Below are 19519 nucleotides of genomic sequence, written 5' to 3'. Positions count from 1 at the left end.
GTGGCTGGAACATCACCCGACATCGCCCGATCACCCGGGGGGTGGCTGATGGGACGGATGCAACGCACCAAAGGGCAGGCAGGTGAGCGCGAAGCAGCTGCCCTGATCCGCCAGCACACGGGCTGGCAAGTGCAGCGGCGCGTGCGCAACGCAGCCGGTGACAGTGACCTGGTCGGCGTGCCCGGCTGGTCGGTGGAGATCAAACGGTACGCCAGCGCCAGCCGCTCAGAGATCGCTGGGTGGTGGTCTCAATGCGTGGAGCAAGCGTGTGGCGAGCTGCCCGTGCTGTTCTATCGACTCGATCGCGGGAGCTGGCGAGGGGTGTGGCCTTTGGCGGTCAACCTGCGCGTCCAGCACGCGCACCAGTGGCAAGACTACGAGTGGACGGTGGAGGGCTCAGTGGCAGCCTGGGCTGCGGTCGCTCGCGACATTCATGTGGAACTGAAGGAAGCAACATGCGACAGAACCTGAGCGCGGACATTCCGCAAAACCTGCAAGAAGCCGATGAACGCCTGACACGTTACGGGCGGTGGGCCATGGAACGTGACAGGCGTCATCGCTGTGGCAGTGCAGAAGGGCGTTACCGCAGCTTCCAGGACGACGAAGACCGCGCGCCGAAAGAAGTGCTGCAGCACATCGACGAAGCACTGGCCTGCCAGCGCGCCTTGGCCAAGGTGCCGGAGTTGGAGAGGGCGGTGCTGGTCATCTTGTACGTGCCACGGCGACAGCCCATAGAAGCGCAGCTGCGGCTGGCGCAGATCCCTGCACGTCTGTGCCGTGAGCGTCACTTGCAGGGCCTGCGCATGTTCGACAACCTTTTGAGAAAGTTCTTGACGCCATGAATAAACTGTGGCAGGATGGCGCTACCTGAAACAAATTCAGTGATGAGGCATGCCAAAGGGCAGGCCTCATCGTCTCCAAAGATTCCAGCCCGCGACAGCGATGTCGGCGGGCTTCTTTGTTTTCCAAATCCTGCACACCACTGAACTGCTGGACGCTCGGTCCTGAGCGGTGAGGCCCAGCAGGCCCGTGCAGCGATGGGCAAATCGCAGCCACCAGCCACCCCACCGCACCAGCTCCGCCGTTCCTTCGGACAGCGGTGGGGTGTGTTGGCCCCATGTGAATGCCTATGCCGATCAAAGCGCCAACCCCTTGCCGGCATCCCGGTTGCCCGGCCACCGTGAGTGAGCCTGGCTACTGCGAACAGCACAAGGGGGTCTCGCACCGCGACTACGGCCGTGCACGCAGAGGCTTTGACATCGAGGTCACCTTCTACCAATCCACCCGCTGGCGAGCACTGCGTGCCACGGTCTTGCGCGAGCAACCGCTGTGCCGCCTGTGCCATGAGCAGGGTGTGTTGCAAGCGGCCAAGGTGGTGGACCACATCACACCGATCAAGCAGGGCGGCGCCCGCTTTGATCGATCCAACCTGCAGAGCTTGTGCGTGTCGTGTCACAACGCCAAGACCGCTAAAGAACGCTCGTCAGGTTGACCGGCCACACCTGCGCCCAAGGGGGTAGGGGGGTCAAATCTCTGGGCATTTATGCACCAAATGCGTGCGCTTGCCTAAATTTTTCCGAATGCAAATTGAACCTAGGGGGGCTTCCCCAGAAACGGGATGCGTATGGCTGGCAGAAAACCGCTGCCCACACAGGTCAAGAAGATCAAGGGCACGCTGCAAAACTGCAGGGTGAACTTGCGCGAACCCAAGCCCGAAGGGGATTTGGTGGAGCCACCTGATTACATGACCGAGGGTGCCAAGTCGGCCTGGCGCTACGCCCTGGAATGCGCGCCACCCCAGCTGCTCAAGCGGCTGGACATGTCGGTGCTGGAGATTTGGGCGTGCGCTGCAGATCTGTACCGGCAGGCGCAGACAGGCATCACGCAGACCGGCCTCCTGGTCCCTGCGCCCAATACTGGGGTGCCCATGCAGTCGCCTTATCTGGCCATCGCCAACAAGCAGGCGCAGATCATGACCAAGGCGGCCACTGAGATGGGGTTCACGCCCGCGTCGCGTTCGCGCGTATCGATGCCCGCTGAGACACCTTCGGCCGAAGATGACCCTTGGGCGGACATCGCCGGGTGAGGCTGGATGGCTGAGTCGCCGTATGTGTCCATGGCCAATGAGTACGCCAAGCATGTGGTCGCCGGAGAAATCCTGGCCTGCCGCTGGGTGCAACTCGCCTGCCAGCGCCAGCTCGATGATCTCAAGCGCTTCAAGGGCAAGAACAGTCCGTACCGCTTCAACCCGAAGCTGACTGACAAGACTGGCCGCGAGTTCTACCCAGCCGACAACATCTGCGCTTTTATCGAAAGGCTGCCTCATGTGAAGGGTCCGCTTGCCGGGGAGCCCATTGCATTGGAGCCCTGGCAAGCGTTCATTCTGACCACCGTGTTTGGCTGGGTGAAACCGGACGGCAAGCGCCGGTTTCGGCGCTCCTACATCGAGGTGCCGCGGGGCAACGCCAAATCGACCCTGTCCTCGACGGTCGCGCTGTACATGCTGGCCGCCGACCGTGAAGGTGGGGCAGAGGTGTACTCCTTGGCCACGACGCGTGACCAGGCCCGGATCGTTTTTGGGGATGCCCAGACGATGGCTCGGCGCAGTGCGGGGTTTCGCAACCGGTTCTCGGTGAATGTCGGTGCCCACAACATGCATGTGCTGCAGTCGGGCTCCAAGTTCGAGGCACTGTCGGCTGAGGGGTCTACGCTGGACGGCTTGAACATCCATTTCGGGTGCGTCGATGAACTCCACGCCCACAAGACCCGCTCGGTCTATGACGTGGTGGAAACAGGCACCGGCAAACGTGACAACTCTTTGCTGTGGGTGATCACCACCGCTGGCAGCAACCGGGCAGGCATTTGCTACGAGGTCCGCACCTTCGTGACCAAGTTGCTCGAACGCGTGTTTGAAGACGATACCCAGTTCGGGATCATCTATGGCCTGGACGATGGTGACGATTGGGGCTCGGAAGAGGCGCTGGTCAAGGCTAACCCCAACTGGGGCATCTCGGTGCGCCCCGAGATCCTGGGACCGCTGCAGGCCAAGGCCATGCAGTTGCCTAGTGCGGTGAATAACTTCAAGACCAAGCACCTTAATGAGTGGGTCAACGCCGACACCGCCTGGATGGACATGCGGGCTTGGGAGGCTTGTGGCGACGCGAGCCTGGATCTGGACGCCTTTGTGGGCCAGCCCTGCTGGATTGGCCTGGACCTGGCCAGCAAAACCGACATCGCAGCCATGGTGCTGGTGTTCCAGCATCCCGAAATGGCAGGCGCCTATGTGGCCTTTGGCCGCTACTACTTGCCCGAAGACACCGTCAACGCCTCAGGCAACAGCCAGTACGCGGGATGGATGCGCACCGGGCGCCTGGTGGTGACGCCCGGCAATGTGATTGATTTCAGCTGGATCGAGGCCGATTTGCTGGATGCGGCGTCGCGCTATGCCGTCCAGGCCGTGGCATTCGATCCGTTTCAGGCCACCCAGCTGTCCACCCGGATGCTGGCCGAGGGCCTGCCCATGATCGAGGTGCGTCCGACGGTGCTGAACTTCAGCGAACCCATGAAAACGCTGGAAGCCTTGGTCTTGCAAAAGAAGCTGGCGCATGACACCGACCCGGTGCTCACCTGGATGGCGAGCAACGTGGTGGCCCACTTGGACGCCAAGGACAACATCTACCCACGCAAGGAGCGAGCAGAAAACAAGATAGACGGCATCGTGGCGCTGATCATGGCCCTGTCACGGGCGATCAAACCGGGAGATTCGGTGCAGCTGGGATCCGACTATGAGCTGATGCTGCTCTGAAGACATGGGAATTTTCAATCTCTTTGACCGGTTCAAAGCCTCCACCAACGATCGCTCCCCATGGGGCGATTTCTTTTTTGAGCCGGTCTCTGTGCGCAGCGTCTCCGGCGTGCGGGTCTCGCCCGATGCGGCGATGCGCCTGGCAGCCGTCTACGCCTGCGTGCGCATCCTGTCGGAAACCATGGCCTCGCTGCCGCTGGTGGTCTACCGCGCGCGTCCCGATGGCGGTAAAGACCGGGTCACGGACCATTGGATCTACCGGGTGCTGGGCAAGAGGCCCAACCGGTTTCAAAACCCGTTCGAGTGGCGCGAAATGCTGCAGGGGCACCTGGCCTTGCGTGGCAATGCCTTCTGTCAGATCGTCTCCAACGGCAAGGGCGAGATCACCGAGCTGATCCCGATTCACCCGGACAGGGTGCGCGTCGAGCTCCTGAAGGATGGTGAATACCGCTACCGGGTGCGCAACCAGGCCGGCAATGAGATGGTGTTTCCCCGAGGGGAGATCTGGCACCTGCGGGGTTTGTCGTCGGACGGCATCCTGGGCCTGAGCCCAATCGAGCTCTCCCGTGAGAGTCTGGGTATGGCGCTCGCCGCGCAGGACTATGGCGCCCGGTTCTTTTCCAACGATGCCAAGCCCACGGGCGGCTGGATCGAGTTTCCCGGCAGCTTCAAGGACCCGGAAGCCAAACGGGTGTTTCGCGAGTCCTACCAGTCCGCCCAATCCGGCTCGAATCGGGGCAAGGTGCTGGTGCTGGAAAACGGCATGAAGTTCCACGAAGTGGGCGTCACGAACAAGGACGCCCAGTTCCTGGAATTGCGAAAGTTCCAAATCACGGACATTGCCCGTCTGTTTCGGGTGCCGCCGCACATGATCGCGGACCTGGACCGGGCAACGTTTTCCAACATCGAGCAGCAGAGCTTGGAGTTCGTCATGCACACCATGACGCCCTGGGCCGAGCGCTGGGAGGCATCGATCGAAGCCGACTTGATGCTCGACGGTGACGAACTGGAAGTCGAATTCGACTTCGCCAACCTGATGCGCGGTGACGCCGCCAGCCGCTCGGCCTACTACCAAAGCGGCATCCAAAACGGCTGGCTCACCCGCAACGAGGCCCGCATCGCAGAAAACCTCAACCCGATCTCCGGTCTGGACCAACCGCTGCGGCCATTGAACATGGTCGAAGAAGAGGACGCCGAAGAGGCCGAGCAAGAACAGGAAGCACAAGACACCACGCCTGAACCTGAGGACGTCAGCGATCCAGAACCCGCGCGCCAGGATCACGAGACGAGCCAGCGACTGCGGATGATCGTGGAGTCCAACGCCCAGCGTCTGGCCCGGCGCCTGAGCAAGAAGACCAGTCTGGCCACTGGCGACATCGAATTGATTGCCCAGGCGCTGGGGATCGATTTCTCCACCGTGCAAGCGTGGGCCACCCACATGAACACATTCACCGACGAGGCGTCCCTGGCGGACGCCCTTGTTTCTCTTGGGATGAACAAATGAACAAACAACTTCTGATTTCTGAGTTTCTGACCACCCCATGGGCACTGATGCCCGAGCGCATGCAAGCCATGGCGGGAGTCCTGAGCCGCTGGTCTGCCGGCCAAGAACCCAGCGACGAGACCCTGTTTCAGATCAACTCGGACCGCCTTGTCCGCAGCACACGCAAACAATTTGCCGCTGCCAATGCTGGCTCTGGCATTGCGGTGCTTCCCCTTTATGGGGTGGTAACGCAGCGCGGCAACATGGTCGATGACATCTCCGGGACGGGCAGCACCAGCACCCAGCAGTTCACGGCTGCCTTGCGCCAGGTGCTTGCGGACGACACGGTGGGGCAGATCCTGATCGACATCGACAGCCCCGGTGGCAGCGTGTATGGCGTTGCCGAGTTGGCCACCGAGATCGTCAAAGCCCGTGCCCAAAAGCCCGTGGTGGCGGTGGCCAACAGCCTGGCAGCTTCGGCCGCCTACTGGATCGGCTGCTCGGCCAGCGAGTTCTACGTCACCCCCGGAGGTGAGGTCGGCTCCATCGGCGTGTGGCAGGCGCACTTTGACTATTCCAAAGCCCTGGAAGAAGAGGGCGTCAAGCCCACCCTCATCTCGGCGGGCAAGTTCAAGGTCGAGGGCAACCCCTACGTGCCGCTGGACCCCGAGGCCCAGAGCTTCATGCAGTCCCGTGTGGACGACTACTACAACGCCTTCGTCAAAGCCGTGGCCAAAGGCCGTGGCGTGTCGGTCAACGACGTGCGCTCGGGCATGGGCGAGGGCAGGGTGCTCGGTGCAGACGCCGCCCTGGAGCAAAAGATGGTGGACGGTATAGCCACCTTCGACGATGTGCTCGCCCAGATGCAAAAGCAAGTCCGCTCCAGCGCACCGCGTGGCGCCTCCCGCCTGCGCCAAGCCCGCGACGCGCTGGCATTGATCTGATCCAACCCGTTTCAGCAGTCCTCCTTTGAGGGCTGCAACAGCCTGCGACCCGTTGGTCGTATCCCAACCGCCGCCCTGTGCATTTCGCCTGGGCGGCTTTTTATTTGGAGAAATCCCAATGAGTAAGCAACTCCGTGAGCTTCAGGCTCGCAAATCCGCCCTGGTCAAGGACGCCCGTTCCCTGACCGACATTGCCGCTGCTGAGGAGCGCGACATCACCGATGAAGAGCTCAGCGCCTTCGAAGCCCTCAAGGCCAAGATCGAGGCCGCCTCGGCCGCCATCGACCGTGAGGCAGCCCTGATCGCCGAAGAGGCGCAGATGGCCCGTGTGGCGCAGCTCCCCCAGAGCATGCCCAGCGTAGCCAGCGCCGCCAGCTCGGTCATCACCGTCTCGGAGAACATCGAGTCCGACCCCCGCCACGGCTTCAAGAGCGTGGGCGAATTCCTCAAGACCGTGCGTCAGGCGCAAAACCCCGGCAGCTCGCTTGATGAGCGTTTGCTGGTGGGCTCTGGCCGTGGCGCTACAGTGCCCGCCAGCTTTGGCAACGAGGGCTCGGCCCAGGACGGTGGTTTCCTGGTGCCGCCCCAGTTCTCGCAGGAAATCTTCCAGCTCTCGCTGGGCGAGGACTCGCTGCTGCCGCTGACCGACAACGTCGAGATCACCGGCAACACCATGGCGTTCCCCAAGGACGAGACCACGCCTTGGGGCAGCAACGGTATCCGGGCCTACTGGCAAGGTGAAGCCACCCCTGCGGTGAGCACCAAGCCGGTGCTGGGCCTGTCCACCCTGCGCCTTAAAAAGCTCATGGCCCTGGTGCCGGTGACCGATGAGTTGCTGGACGACACCAACGCCCTGTCCACCTACCTGCCCGACAAGATCGCCACCTCCATCCGCTGGAAGTCGAATGAGTCGATCCTCTTTGGTGCAGGCACGGGTGTGCCGATGGGTTGCATGAACGCAGCCACCACCGTCACGGTGGCCAAGGAATCGGGTCAAGCCGCGCAGACGCTCATGGCACAGAACCTGGCCAAGATGATCTCGCGCCTGCCGCCGGGCTCCTTTGCCAAGTCGGTGTGGATCGTCAACAACGATGTGCTGCCGGCGCTCTTCACGCTGACGCTGGGCAACTACCCGATCTACCTGCCAATGGGTCTGAACGTGGGTGGCATCCAGGCCTCGCCCTACGGCACGCTGCTGGGTCGCCCGGTGTTCGTGTCCCAGCACGCCAATACCTTCTCCTCTGCAGGCGATGTGCTGCTGGCCGACCTGTCCTACTACCAGACCATCACCAAGGCGGGCGGCATGCAGACGGCAACGTCCATGCACCTGTACTTCGATGCGGACCTGACAGCTTTCCGAACCACCTTCCGCATGGACGGTCAATCCAAGATTGCCGCGCCCATCACGCCCGCCAAGGGCAGCACGACCCTCTCGCCCTTCGTGCAACTGGGCGCGCGTTGATCGGCCCCGGTTCGATGCGACTACTTTCACTCAGGAGAATCTTCATGTTTCCAAACGCAAAAGGCAGCGAGATGCTGTCGCTTCTGGCCACGATCGATCCGGCCAGCCAGGCAACAGGCACGGTCACCACGGGCTGGGTCCAGGCTGGCAGCCACCACACCCTCATGGCGCTGATCCAGACCGGGGATCTGGGGGTCAATGGCACGGTGGATGCCAAGTTCGAGCAGGCCGTGGACGCCTCGGGCACCTCGGCCAAGGACGTGGCTGGCAAGGCCATCACCCAGCTCACGCAGGTGGGCGGTGGCTCCAACAAGCAGGCGCTCATCAACCTGCGCCCGGTTGAGCTGGACACGGCCAATGGCTTTGCCTATGTGCGCCTGAGCCTGACTGTGGGCGTGGCTGCCAGCCAGACCTGCGCCCAGCTTATGGGCCTGAACCCGCGCTACGCCAGTGCGGACGCCAGCAACCAGGCTGCGGTCTCGCAGATCGTCTGAGGAGCGCTGCCATGAAAGCTGTCCAGTTTCTGGTGGACTTCTTTGCAGTCGATGGCAGCGGCAACCGTTTCATCAAGTACGCGCAGGGTCAAACCTACCCGTATGACGATGAAACGGCCAGTCAGGTGCAAGCAGGGTTTGCGCAGCTCGTGCAGGTCGAAACCTTGAAGCAGGCCAAAGCGGCTGCCCAGGTCAAGAGCGCTGCCAAGGCTGAATCTCCAGTCCCTCCAGCTGAGGAAGCCGCAACCACCACAACTGAGGCCTGAGCCTCATGCCGCTGCAGCTTGTCACGGCGCCCACCGAGGAGCCGGTGTCTCTGGCCGAGGCCCGGCTCCATCTTCGGGTGGATTTCAGCGATGACGACGCCCTCATCATGGCGCTCATCCGCTCAGCCAGGCTGGCGGCCGAGACCATCACGGGGCGGCAGTTGGTCACGGCGCGCTGGAAGTACATCCTGGACAGCTTTCCCGGGCCATCCCTGATGGGGGTGCCTGCTGGCAGGCCGTTCACGCTGCCGGGGCACGCGATCCTGATACCCAAGGCACCCGTGCAGACCATTGTCTCGATCGACTATCTGGACATGAACCGCACCCCGCAAACCATGCCAGCGGCCAACTACATCGCCGATCTGGCCTGCGAGCCTGCGCGCATCACGCCCGTGTTCGGTCAGATCTGGCCAATTCCGCTGCCGCAGATCGCGGCAGTCTCGGTGACCTTTGATGCTGGCTACGGCAGCGCAGCCAACGTGCCCGAGGGTCTCAAGAGCTGGATGCTGCTGCGCATTGGCAGCCTCTACCAAAACCGCGAGGAAGTGGCGGCAATGGCGCGCGGCAAGATCGATCCGCTGCCCTTCATTGATGGGCTGCTCGATCCCTACAGGATGGTGACGGTGTGAAAGGAGCAGTGACATGACCAGACTGCGCACCGGAGAACTCAATCGGCGAGTGACCTTGCAGCGCAGGAACGCCGCACAGGATTCCTTTGGCGAGGTCAATGCCGGCTGGGTGGATGTGCAGACCATCTGGTCAGCGATCCAGCCTTTGTCCGGTCGTGAGCTGGAGCTGGCGCAGAAGGTGGCCTCCGAGGTCACCCATCGCCTCACGATCCGTTACCAACCATCGCTCACCGACACGCGTGCGGTGGCGGGCATGCGGGCGCTCTACAAGACCCGCGTCTTCAACATCCTGGCCAGCATGAACGAGGACGAAGCCAACGTGCTGATCCACCTGATGGTCACTGAAGGCACCAACGAAGGAGGCTGATGCCATGGAACTCGAACATGTCAAAGGCCTGCGTGAGCTCTCCGATGCCCTGAAGGAACTGCCTGTGCGCATTGCACGCAATGCCCTGCGCCAGAGCGTAGCAGCGGGCGCCTCCATCATTCGCAACGATGCCAAGGCCCGCGCGCCGGTCTCTACCCAGGCCCCGGCGCCCGGTGATCCGCTGCCGGGCACGCTCAAACGCTCGATCCTGATCAAGCATGTGCCCGAGCGTTCGACCGTCAGCAGCCAGACCTTCATCGTCGGGGTTCGCAGCGGCAAGCGCTACCGCAACCAGGGCAAGAAGGGCAACCGTTCCCAGGACGCCTACTACTGGCGCTGGGTGGAATTTGGCACCGTAAAGATGAGTGCGCGGCCTTTCTTGCGCCCAGCCTTTGAGGCCAATAAACAAGCCGCCGTGGATGCCATTGCCCAGTACCTGGCCAAACGCATCCCGGAAGAAGCAGCGGGATTGCGTGGAGCCAAAAGGTGATACAGGAGCAATTGCAGGCTGTGCTCGCACCTCTGGTCGCTGGCCGCAGCTACCCGAACCTGGCCGCGCAGGATGCTGTCGCGCCCTACATCGTCTACCAGCGGGTGGTGAGCGTCACCAACAACAACCTGCTTGGCCCTTCGGACCTGCAAAACACCCGCGTGCAGATCGATGCCTACGGCAAGACATACGCCAGCGTGCAGCAGATCGCAGCCAGTGTGCGACTGGCCATGCAGGGTGCAGCGTTCACCAATGTCCAACTCTCCGAGCAGGATTTCTACGAGATCGATGTGCGATTGCACAGGGTCTCTCTGGACTATTCCATCTGGTCCACCTGAACCAGACCTTGGGTTTTCACGTGCCGCCTTCGGGCGGTTTTTTCATATGGAGATGAAATGACTTCAACCGCCATCTCGGCACAAGGCTCCGTACTCTCATTGGGTACCGGATCCGGCACTGCCAAAACCATCACCGGCGTCACGCTGGGCAACCCCACTATCCTCACCTGTACGGGCCACGGCTTCGGACTGGGCGATGTGGTCACGATCGCAGGGGTGGGTGGCACCACCACCGTGAACGGCACCTGGGTGGTGACCAACCGCACCACCAACACCTTCGCCATCAACCTGGACACCACCGGCGGCGCGGCCTACACCACGGGTGGCACGGCTACCCCGGTGAGCTGGACGCCGATTGCCAACGTGCGCACCTTCACCGGCTTTGACGGTTCGGCCAACATCATCGATGTGACCAACCTGAGTTCCAGCGCCGAAGAGATCCGCCCCGGCATCCCGCGCTTTGGCCAGCTCTCGTTCGAGATCGACTGGGACCACGGCGATGCCGGCCAACTGGCTCTGCTGGCCCGCCAACTCAGTCAGGTGCAAACCGCTTTCAAGCTGGTGCTGCCCGACACCCACACCGCCACCTGGAATGGCTACGTCATGAAGGTGCCCAGCCAAGGCGGCGTCGATCAAGTGGTGCGCGGCACTGTGGACGTGCGAATCACCGGACCGGTGAGCTGGAGCTGAACATGACCAAGATCCTTTCCAAAGCCGACATCCTCGAATGCCATGACATGCGCTTTGAGACCGTGCCCGTGCCCGAGTGGGGCGGCAGTGTGCGAATTCGCACATTGAGCGGTGCCGAGCGCGATGCATTTGAAGCCACCCTCATGAAGGTGGTCGATGGCAAGCGTGTGCCCGACATGGACAACCTGCGCGCCAAGCTGCTGGCCGCCACCGTGGTCGATGAAGAAGACAAACAGATCTTTGGCGTGCAAGACCTGGTGGCCTTGGGCCGCAAGAGTGCCATCGCCATCGACCGCATCTTCGGCGTGGCCCAGCGCATTAACGGCATGGCCCCCGACGCGGTGGAGGACGCCATAAAAAACTCCACGCCCGGCCCGAGCGACGGTTCTATTTCCGCCTAGCCCTCGCGCTGGGCAAGACGGTTGCCCAACTGCTCTCGGAGATCGAGAGCAGCGAACTCACCGAGTGGCTCGCCTTTGACCAGATTGAGCCATTCGGTGATCCGCGTGCCGACCTGCGCATGGGCCTCGTGTGCAGCACCGTGGCCAACCACAGCCTCTCGCCACCCAAGAAACCCCACCGTCCCAGCGACTACATGCTGTTCTCGCCCGAGCGGCAGGACAAGCCCGTGCTGCTGCAGGACCCCAAAGCCCAGTCCGACCTGATCCGTCAGGCCCTTTTTGGCGTCAAGCCCAGCTGATATGTCCTTAGGTACCCTCGTTGTCGAACTGACGGCCAACGTCGCCAAGTTCCAGAGTGATCTGGGGCGGGCCGAGCAGGTGGCCCAGAACACGGCCAAGCGGATCGATACCCAGTTCGGGGTCGTCAAGAACACGCTGGCCAGCTTCGGGGTGGGGCTCGCGTCCTTTGCCAGCTTTGACGCCCTGGTGGGCAAGATCGAAGGCGTGATCAGCTCGGCCGCTGGCTTGCAGCAACTCTCCGAGCGCACCGGCGCCACGGTGGAAAACCTCTCGGCGCTGGCGTCCGTGGCCAAACTCTCGGGCACAGATACCGAGATGCTGGCCGGGGGCCTGCAAAAGCTCTCCAAGGCGATGCTCGACGCCCAGCAGGGCGGCTCCAAAACCAGTCTGGCCTTTGGGGCACTGGGCATCAGCACCAAGGAGTTGGCCTCGCAGCGCCCCGACGAGGTTTTCGTGCGCATCGCCACCGAAATGGCCCGGTTTCAGGATGGCGCGGGCAAGACCGCCGTGGCGCAGGAGTTGCTTGGCCGCGCCGGTGCCAACCTGCTGCCCGTCATGAAAGACCTGGTGGAAGTCGGCAAGCTCTCGGTCAAGGTGACGGCCGAGCAGGCCCAGATGGCCGATGAGTACGAGAAGAACCTCGTGCGCCTCAAAGCTTCCACGGATGCCATCTTCAAGAAGATCGGCCTGGAGCTGGTGCCGGTCTTGAACGCCTTCACCAAAGCCATCCTGGAGAGCCAGAACGCCAACGATGGCCTGCGCGCCACGGTGGAGAGTCTGGCCAAGGACGGCTCGATCCGTGACTGGGCCGAGCGCTCAGCCATGGCGCTGGCGTATTTCATCGACGTGCTGAGCGTGGTGCCTGATGTTTTCAACATGGTGGGAAAAACCATTGGTGCCGCCGCTGCCCAGTTCATGGGACTGGTGCTGGCGGTGCAGGGGGCAGGGCAGGCGCTGTCGGGTGATTTCATGGGCGGCCTTGCGACCGCCCGCGAGGGGCTTGCGCAAATCAAGGTGGTGGGCGAGTCCTGGTCCAAGGACATGCAGGACATCTGGAACCGGCCCCTGTTTTCTGAGCGCCTCAGAAAGCAGCTCGAGGAAGCTCGCAAGGCTGGCGCCAGTGGTCCGAGGCCTTCACTGCCTAACCTGAACCTGGGCGGGGACAACGAGATGTTCAAGAAGCAGCTCGATGGCCAGCTCAAACTGCTCGATCGCCAGATTCAGGAAGAGCAGCGCCTGCTGCAAACCCGCGAACAGTTCCTGAGCCGAGCCTACGGCGAGGACCTGATGTCCATTGCCGACTACTTCGCGGGCCGGCAGGTGGCGGCCGAGGAGAACCTCAAGAACACCCTGGCCATCTATGACCAGGAAGTTGCCGCGCTCAAGGCCTACCAGGCCAAGGTGAGCGATGCCAAGGCCCGGGTGGAGGCGCAAAACCGCATTGATGACATCCAGGAGCGCTCGCGCTCGATGGTCTCCGACACCCAGGCTAAGTCCATCTTGCTCACGCTGGACCAGGCCAAGGCCACCAAGGCCTACAACGATGAGGTTGAGCGCCTGAACATCCGGCTGTTGGAGATGCAGGGGAACCTGGCCGAAGCCGGCAAGCGCCAGAGCGCCCTGCAAAACCGGCAGTTTCGCCAGCGCCTCACGGTGGAAGGCAATGCTGGGGGCCTGGCCATGCTCGATCAGGTCGAGAAGATGCAAAACGCGCGCGCAGCTATGTCCGAGCTCAACCTCAAGTCCTCAGCGATTGAGGAGCAGTTGGGCGCCACGGAGACCCGGGTTGCCGCGCAGCGTCAGTCTGGCGCCATCACCGAACTCGAATCGATGGCCAAGCTCTCGGTGGCGCGCACCAACGCGGCCATCCAGTTGGCTGGGATTGCCGATCAGATGATGGCCGTGGCGCAAGCTTCAGGCGATCCGCGCATGGTGGTGAACGTGGAAGCGTTCAGAGCCAAGATCGAGCAGCTCGCCGCTTCGGCCGATATGGTGGGCAGCAAGTTCCGCCTGATCTTCGAGGACAACCTGACCAACTTCTTCACGGATCTGGTCAGTGGTGCTAAGTCTTTCAAGGACGCGTTCCTGGACATGGCCAAGGGCATCGAGCAGGCGATCACCCGCATCGTGGCGCAGAACCTCGCGCAAAGCCTGTTCGGTCAGGCAGGCGCGTTTGGCAACGCGGGCAGCGGATTGGGCGGCATCTTCACCAGCGTGATCGGGGGACTGATGGGGGAAGGTGCGAGCACCCCGGTGGCCGCCACGGCCAGTCTGGGCACGGGACTCACTGCCCCAGCCAATTTCTTGTCCCTGCCCGCGCGCGCTGGCGGTGGCGATGTCTACCCGAACCAGGCCTACCTGGTGGGCGAGCGGGGTCCTGAGGTGTTTGTTCCGGGTGGCTCGGGCTCGATCGTGCCCAACAACCGTCTGGGCAGCATGGGGGGCTCCAGCATCGTGATCAACAACCACTTCGCCAGCGGCACTGACCTGCGCACCATTGATCAGGCTGCCAGCCAGATCGGCATGCGTGTGCAGCGCGCCCTGCGCAGAAGCTATTGAGGCGAGGAATTCATGGCCTTCATCGAATCCCCAAGATTTCCCGCCAACATCAGCTACCACTCCTCGGGCGGTCCGGTTTGGAAGACCCAGGTCGTGCAAACGGCCAGCGGGCGCGAGCAGCGCATCCAGACCTGGCAGGACGCGCTGCGCCACTGGGATGCCATGAACGGTGTGCGCACGGACGCTGAACTTGACCAGCTGCACGCCTGGTTCCTGATTGCCGCTGGCATGGCCAACGGTTTTCGGTGGAAGGACTGGAAGGACCACACCGCCGTCTCGGGCACTGGTAGCGGCATCGTCAACACCAGCGGGCGAGGCAATGGCACGGTTACGGGGCAGCTCTACAAGCAGTACGCACTGGGCACCAACACCTACGCCCGCAAGATCACCAAACCCGTCGCGGGCACCGTGGTCATCCAGAAGAACGGCGTCACGGTGCCTTTCGGACCGGTGTCCGGGCAATGTTCGCTGGACACCACCACGGGCGTGGTGACGTTTTGGGGCAGCACGCCCCCCACCACATCGGATGTGCTCACCTGGAGCGGCGAGTTCGATGTGCCGGTGAGATTCGATACCGACAGCTTCAATGCCAATTACGAAGAACTCAACGCCAGCAGCGTCACGCTGCCGGTGGTTGAACTGCGCCTTTGAAGGCTACGCATGAGAACCATTTCCACTGCCTTGACTGCCCATCTGGCGGGGGAGGTGCTGACCACTGCCACGCTGTGGAAGATCACCCGGCGCGACGGCCAGGTCTTTGGTTTCTCCGACCACGACTCGGACCTCACGGTCTCGGGTGTCACGTATGCCAGCACCGGTGGCCACACTTCCTCGGCCATGGTCTGGTCCGATGACCTCTCCAACAGCAACCAGGAAGTCACCGCCGTCTTTGACCACTCGGCCATCACGCGCGCCGATGTGATGGCGGGGCTGTGGGACTACGCAGCCGTCACCCTGTACCTGGTCAACTACATGGACCTCTCCATGGGCGTCTTGCCGCTCACCACCGGGGTGCTGGGGCAGGTGACCTTGAAGCGTGGCCAGTTCGTGGCCGAGTTGCGGGGCTTGGCTCAGCTGCTCACTCAGGAGATGGGCTCGCTGTACTCTTCCACTTGCCGCGCGCAGCTGGGTGACAGCCGTTGCAAGGTCAACCTCACGCCCCTGACGTTCTCTGGAGCCGTGACCGGCGTGACCAATGCCCGGGTCTTTGCCGACACTTCCATGACGCAGGCCGGCCCTGTGCTGCCCTACACCTCGCCTGGTTACACCATCCCCAGCGCCAACCCCTGGACCATCACGCCCGTGATCCCGCAAGGCGGCAGTTGGGCGTCAGACACCGGGGTGACCAATGCCCAGACGGGTGCAGTTTTCACAAAAGTCACGGGTGCTCCGGCCGTCGGCCAGTACAGCGTGACCGCTGGCGTCTACACCTTCAACAGCATCAATGCGGGCACGCAGGTCACCATCGCCATGACCTATGCGCAGGGCTACTTCACCTACGGCACGCTGCTGTGGCTCACCGGCCAGAACGCGGGCTACCGCATGGACGTGCGCCAGTTCTCGCCGGGATCCATCACCCTGGCGCTGCCCATGACCTATCCCATCAGCGTGGGCGACACCTACACCCTGGTGGCTGGCTGCGACAAGACCGCCACTACCTGCCGCCAGCGCTTTGGCAATTTCCTGAACTTCCGGGGCGAGCCCTACATCCCGGGCACCGACTCGATTCTGAGGCCCCAGAGCAAATGAACCCGCAAATGAAGGTGACTGCAGACGATGTGGTGCGCACCGCCCGCAGCTGGCTGGGCACGCCCTACCACCACCAGGGCAGGCTCAAAGGGGTAGGGGTGGACTGCGCAGGCCTCCTGGTTGGCGTGGCGCAGGAATTGGGCCTGTCCGACTTCGATGTCATGGGCTACACCATGCGACCCGATGGCGAGTCGTTGCGCAGGCACTGCGACATGCAGATGAAAAGCATCACCCGCGAGGAGTTGGCTGCCGGGGACGTGCTGCTTTTCACATTCGACGCGCACCCGGGGCATTTGGGCATTCTCAGCACCCCCGAGCATTTGATCCACGCCTACCTGCCTCGACGCAAGGTGGTCGAGCACGGCATGGACGCCTGGTGGTGGGCGCAGGCCGCAGGTTTTTACAGATTCCCCGGAGTTCACTGATGGCGCAACTTGCCGTTTCGGTCGCAGGCGCTGCGATCGGCTTTGCCGTGGGCGGCCCGGCGGGCGCCCAATGGGGCTGGATGGCTGGCAGCCTGGTCGGCTCCGTGCTGTTTCCGCAGCACGTCGAAGGCCCCCACATGGCCGACCTCAAGGTGCAAAACAGCGCCTATGGTCAGCCCATTCCCCTGATTTACGGCACCTACCGCATGGCGGGCAACGTGATCTGGGCGGGCACTCCGGTGGAGCATTCCCAGACGCAAGGCGGCAAAGGCGGCCCCACCTCCACCACCTATTCCTACTCGCTGTCCTTTGCCGTGGGCCTGTGCGAAGGCCCGATCGTGGGCGTGCGCCGCATCTGGGCCAACAGCAAGCTGATCTACGACATGGGGGCGAATGCCACCGCCTCCAGCGTGCTGGCCAGCGCCACACAAGCTGATGGCATCCGCATTTACACCGGCGATGAACTGCAGGCGGCCGATCCGACCATGGAGAGCTACCTGGGCGTGGGCAACGTGCCCGGCTACCGGGGGCTCGCTTATGCGGTCTTCACCGACTTTGACCTTGCGCCCTACGGCAACTATCTGCCCAGCCTGTCCTTTGAGGTCGTCACGGCGTCCAACACCACCTGGACAACCCAGCTCGTCTCCTCCTGGAACTACCCCACGACGCTCAGCACCTTCTATTCGGCCCCATGCCTGTCGGTCACCAGCACCCTGGCCATGGCTTGGGGCTACTACTACGGCTACTCAGGGGTGCGCCTGGAAACCCTCACGCCCTATGGCGCCAGCCCCAACGGGGCCTTGTCAGGCGGCTCTCCTGGGGATTTCCCAGCGAATGGCCGCAGTGATGTGCCCGGGGCGCTTGTGCGCGGCAACCTGACCATGCGCTGGGTGGATGCGACCACAGGCCTGTCCACCGACACCACCATCCCCAATTTGCCCTACGGCGGTGGCACCACCTGCTTTTTCAAATCGGGCAACCTCATCTGGGTCACCAACAGCTACGGCGGGTTTTCCTACAACCTGTACCGGTTTGATTTGAATTCGGGCGTGCTCACCACCTCCAGCCTGACAGGGCCATGGACGGTACTTGGCATTGGGGTGAGCCATGTGTACGTCGCCAACGTGGTGACCGGCACCATCGAGAAGTTCAACAAGGACACGCTGGCCTATGTCGGCACGGCCATGAGCGGGGTGCCCAACGGGATTTCGATCGGCCATGTGATCAACGACAGCCTCATCTATGTGGTCGTCAACGGCACGGGCATTTGGCGCATCGATCTGGCTGCAGGCACCAGCACCAACCTGTTCTGGTTCACAGGAACGCCCATCGTGAGTTCCATCACGGTGCTCAACGAATCCACCATCCTCTACAGCGACTGGACTTCAAGTGGCGCCATCAGCATGTACCTGGCCCACGCATCGCTGGACACCAACGGTGTGAGCTTGTCCTCGATCGTGGGGGATGTGGCCAGCAGGGCAGGGCTGCAGGCCAGTCAGTACGACACCTCCCAGCTCACCGACAAGGTGCGCGGCTACGCCATCACCAACCGCTCCAGCGCCAAAAGCAATCTGCAGCCCCTGATGACGGCCTACTTTGTGGATGCCACAGACACGAATGCCAAGCTCAAGTTCGTCAAGCGGGGCACGGCCTCAGTGGTCACCATCCCGGCTGCCGACTTGGGCGCTGCGGCCAGCAAATCGGCTGAGGAGAGCCTGAACCCGCTGGTGGCCGCCCGCACGCAGGAGGTGGACCTGCCGCAGGTGGTCGAGATGACCTATCCGGGGGCGCAAAACGACTACGAGAACGCCACCCAGCGGGCTTTTCGCTCGGTCACGCCCAGTGTGCAGAAAACCGCATTCCAGCTGCCCGTGGTGCTCACCGATGACGATGCCCGCCAGCGTTGCGAGCTCATGCTCTGGAGCCAGTGGGTTGCCCGCACGACCTACACCTTTGCCACCTCGCTGGCCTACATGCGTTACGAGCCTTCAGATGTCGTCACGCTCATCGAGCCAGACACAGGCTACAGCGCCGTAGCGCGCCTGACCCGCTGCGAGAACAATGGCCAGGGGCAGTTGCGTTGGACCGCTGTGTCCGAGGACCCCTCGCTCTACAGTTCCACGCCCACCACCGTCGGGGGAGCGGCCACGGGCTATGTGACCCCAGTGGTGTCTTATGCCGGGGGAACCCGGCTGGCCATCATCGATGCGCCACCCCTGCGCGATACGGACACCTCGCAGGCCCTGTACCTGGCTGCCTGCGGCTATGACAGCTCATGGCCGGGTTGCGAGTTGCAGATTTCGCGTGACGGTGTGTCCTTCACCCCGTTTCAGACCCAGACGGTAGCCGCCACCATCGGCTTTACCGACAGCGTGCTGGGCAACTTTTCCGGGGGCAATCAACCCGATGAATCGAGCACCGTGACCGTGCGCATGGCCAATGGGGTGCTCACCAGCACCGACAGCGCGGGCCTCTTTGCCGGGGTCAATGTGGCCATGATCGGCCGCGAGCTGGTCTATTTCCGCACGGCCACGCTGACGGGAACCGGGACCTACCAGCTCAGCGGATTCTTGCGAGGAAGGCAGGGCACCGAGTGGGCTATTGCGTCGCACGCCAGTGGCGAATTGTTCGTGCTGCTGGGCGCAAGCACCCTCTACAAGCTGCCCCTGAACCTGTCCGATCTGGGCCAGACCCTCAAGGTCTTGCCGGTGACGCTGGGGCGCACGGCCAGCACCGCCGATGCGGTCTCGGTCACCGTGAGCGAAGCCTGCGTGCGGCCGCTGGCGCCCTCGGGCTTCTTTGCCAACAAAGGCTCTGCTACCTCAGTAGCTGACATCACCCTGGTCTGGACCCGGCGGGCGAGGGTGAACGCCGCTTGGCTCAATGGCACGGATGTCCCGCTCGATGAGAGCACCGAGTCCTATCAGGTGCAGGTCTTCAATGGTGTGGCGCTCGTCAGAACCTTGGTCGTCACGGCCGCCCAAACATGGGTCTACCCCGACGCGACGATCACCGCAGACGGTTTCACACCCGGGCAGACCATCACCTTCACCGTGGCACAGAACAGCGACCAAGGGGTGCTGGGGCACACCGCCACGGCCTCAGCACAGCGGTAAT

At 62.9% G+C, this 19519-nt stretch carries 22 protein-coding genes; all 22 read left to right on the top strand.

Annotated elements, in window-relative coordinates; genetic code table 11:
* The first annotated feature begins 57 nt into the window (after positions 1 to 57).
* Positions 58 to 471, top strand: coding sequence for a putative PDDEXK endonuclease (locus tag IC609_RS12365; protein ID WP_191819773.1), 414 nt, complete (start codon positions 58 to 60; stop codon positions 469 to 471).
* The gene (locus IC609_RS12360) at positions 456 to 842 is read left to right on the top strand and encodes a hypothetical protein (protein ID WP_191819772.1); all 387 of its coding nucleotides are present in this window, start codon (positions 456 to 458) and stop codon (positions 840 to 842) included. Before IC609_RS12365 ends, IC609_RS12360 begins: the two co-directional genes overlap by 16 nt.
* A gap of 338 nt (positions 843 to 1180) precedes the next feature.
* Complete coding sequence (locus IC609_RS12355) at positions 1181 to 1492, top strand: HNH endonuclease (protein WP_333473691.1); 312 nt, start codon at positions 1181 to 1183, stop codon at positions 1490 to 1492.
* 132 nt (positions 1493 to 1624) lie between these two features.
* Positions 1625 to 2086 carry a phage terminase small subunit P27 family gene (locus IC609_RS12350; protein ID WP_191819771.1) on the top strand — a complete coding sequence of 154 codons (462 nt, stop codon included), beginning with the start codon at positions 1625 to 1627 and terminating at the stop codon, positions 2084 to 2086.
* Between the two features lie 6 nt (positions 2087 to 2092).
* Positions 2093 to 3805 (top strand): terminase large subunit, encoded by a 1713-nt coding sequence (locus IC609_RS12345; RefSeq protein WP_191819770.1) that lies wholly within the window; start codon positions 2093 to 2095, stop codon positions 3803 to 3805.
* A gap of 4 nt (positions 3806 to 3809) precedes the next feature.
* Entirely contained in the window at positions 3810 to 5309 is a 1500-nt protein-coding gene (locus IC609_RS12340) for a phage portal protein (RefSeq protein ID WP_191819769.1), read from the top strand.
* Positions 5306 to 6232: a signal peptide peptidase SppA gene (sppA, locus tag IC609_RS12335; RefSeq protein ID WP_191819768.1), complete on the top strand. Its 927-nt coding sequence runs from the start codon at positions 5306 to 5308 to the stop codon at positions 6230 to 6232. The genes IC609_RS12340 and sppA overlap by 4 nt, the downstream gene beginning before the upstream one ends.
* Positions 6233 to 6350: 118 nt before the next feature.
* Positions 6351 to 7694: a phage major capsid protein gene (locus IC609_RS12330; RefSeq protein WP_191819767.1), complete on the top strand. Its 1344-nt coding sequence runs from the start codon at positions 6351 to 6353 to the stop codon at positions 7692 to 7694.
* 44 nt (positions 7695 to 7738) lie between these two features.
* The gene (locus IC609_RS12325) at positions 7739 to 8188 is read left to right on the top strand and encodes a hypothetical protein (RefSeq protein WP_191819766.1); all 450 of its coding nucleotides are present in this window, start codon (positions 7739 to 7741) and stop codon (positions 8186 to 8188) included.
* A gap of 11 nt (positions 8189 to 8199) precedes the next feature.
* Positions 8200 to 8454 (top strand): hypothetical protein, encoded by a 255-nt coding sequence (locus tag IC609_RS12320; RefSeq protein ID WP_191819765.1) that lies wholly within the window; start codon positions 8200 to 8202, stop codon positions 8452 to 8454.
* Positions 8455 to 8459: 5 nt separating this feature from the next.
* Positions 8460 to 9083 (top strand): head-tail connector protein, encoded by a 624-nt coding sequence (locus IC609_RS12315; protein ID WP_191819764.1) that lies wholly within the window; start codon positions 8460 to 8462, stop codon positions 9081 to 9083.
* 13 nt (positions 9084 to 9096) lie between these two features.
* Positions 9097 to 9450: a phage head closure protein gene (locus tag IC609_RS12310; protein WP_191819763.1), complete on the top strand. Its 354-nt coding sequence runs from the start codon at positions 9097 to 9099 to the stop codon at positions 9448 to 9450.
* 4 nt (positions 9451 to 9454) lie between these two features.
* A complete protein-coding gene (locus tag IC609_RS12305; RefSeq protein ID WP_191819762.1) occupies positions 9455 to 9940 on the top strand; it encodes an HK97-gp10 family putative phage morphogenesis protein in 486 nt (161 codons plus the stop codon).
* On the top strand, positions 9937 to 10278 hold the full coding sequence (locus IC609_RS12300) for a DUF3168 domain-containing protein (RefSeq protein ID WP_191819761.1): 342 nt from the start codon (positions 9937 to 9939) through the stop codon (positions 10276 to 10278). Before IC609_RS12305 ends, IC609_RS12300 begins: the two co-directional genes overlap by 4 nt.
* Before the next feature lie 57 nt (positions 10279 to 10335).
* Positions 10336 to 10968, top strand: a complete 633-nt coding sequence (locus tag IC609_RS12295; protein WP_191819760.1) for a phage tail tube protein — start codon at positions 10336 to 10338, stop codon at positions 10966 to 10968.
* A 2-nt stretch (positions 10969 to 10970) separates the two neighbouring features.
* Positions 10971 to 11369, top strand: coding sequence for a hypothetical protein (locus tag IC609_RS12290; RefSeq protein WP_191819759.1), 399 nt, complete (start codon positions 10971 to 10973; stop codon positions 11367 to 11369).
* Positions 11370 to 11377: 8 nt separating this feature from the next.
* Positions 11378 to 11668, top strand: coding sequence for a phage tail assembly protein T (locus tag IC609_RS16285; protein ID WP_456298535.1), 291 nt, complete (start codon positions 11378 to 11380; stop codon positions 11666 to 11668).
* Between the two features lies 1 nt (position 11669).
* On the top strand, positions 11670 to 14228 hold the full coding sequence (locus IC609_RS12280) for a phage tail tape measure protein (RefSeq protein WP_191819757.1): 2559 nt from the start codon (positions 11670 to 11672) through the stop codon (positions 14226 to 14228).
* A gap of 12 nt (positions 14229 to 14240) precedes the next feature.
* On the top strand, positions 14241 to 14879 hold the full coding sequence (locus IC609_RS12275) for a DUF2460 domain-containing protein (RefSeq protein ID WP_191819756.1): 639 nt from the start codon (positions 14241 to 14243) through the stop codon (positions 14877 to 14879).
* 9 nt (positions 14880 to 14888) lie between these two features.
* The gene (locus IC609_RS12270; protein WP_191819755.1) at positions 14889 to 15977 is read left to right on the top strand and encodes a DUF2163 domain-containing protein; all 1089 of its coding nucleotides are present in this window, start codon (positions 14889 to 14891) and stop codon (positions 15975 to 15977) included.
* A complete protein-coding gene (locus tag IC609_RS12265) occupies positions 15974 to 16402 on the top strand; it encodes a C40 family peptidase (RefSeq protein WP_225224134.1) in 429 nt (142 codons plus the stop codon). Before IC609_RS12270 ends, IC609_RS12265 begins: the two co-directional genes overlap by 4 nt.
* Complete coding sequence (locus IC609_RS12260; protein ID WP_191819753.1) at positions 16402 to 19518, top strand: phage tail protein; 3117 nt, start codon at positions 16402 to 16404, stop codon at positions 19516 to 19518. The genes IC609_RS12265 and IC609_RS12260 overlap by 1 nt, the downstream gene beginning before the upstream one ends.
* Position 19519 lies beyond the last annotated feature (1 nt).

The sequence above is a fragment of the Limnohabitans radicicola genome (genome assembly GCF_014837235.1).
In the GTDB taxonomy this organism is placed as follows: domain Bacteria; phylum Pseudomonadota; class Gammaproteobacteria; order Burkholderiales; family Burkholderiaceae_C; genus Limnohabitans_A; species Limnohabitans_A radicicola.
Note: the sequence above shows the minus strand (reverse complement) of the source record. Positions and strands in the feature narration are given on the sequence as shown.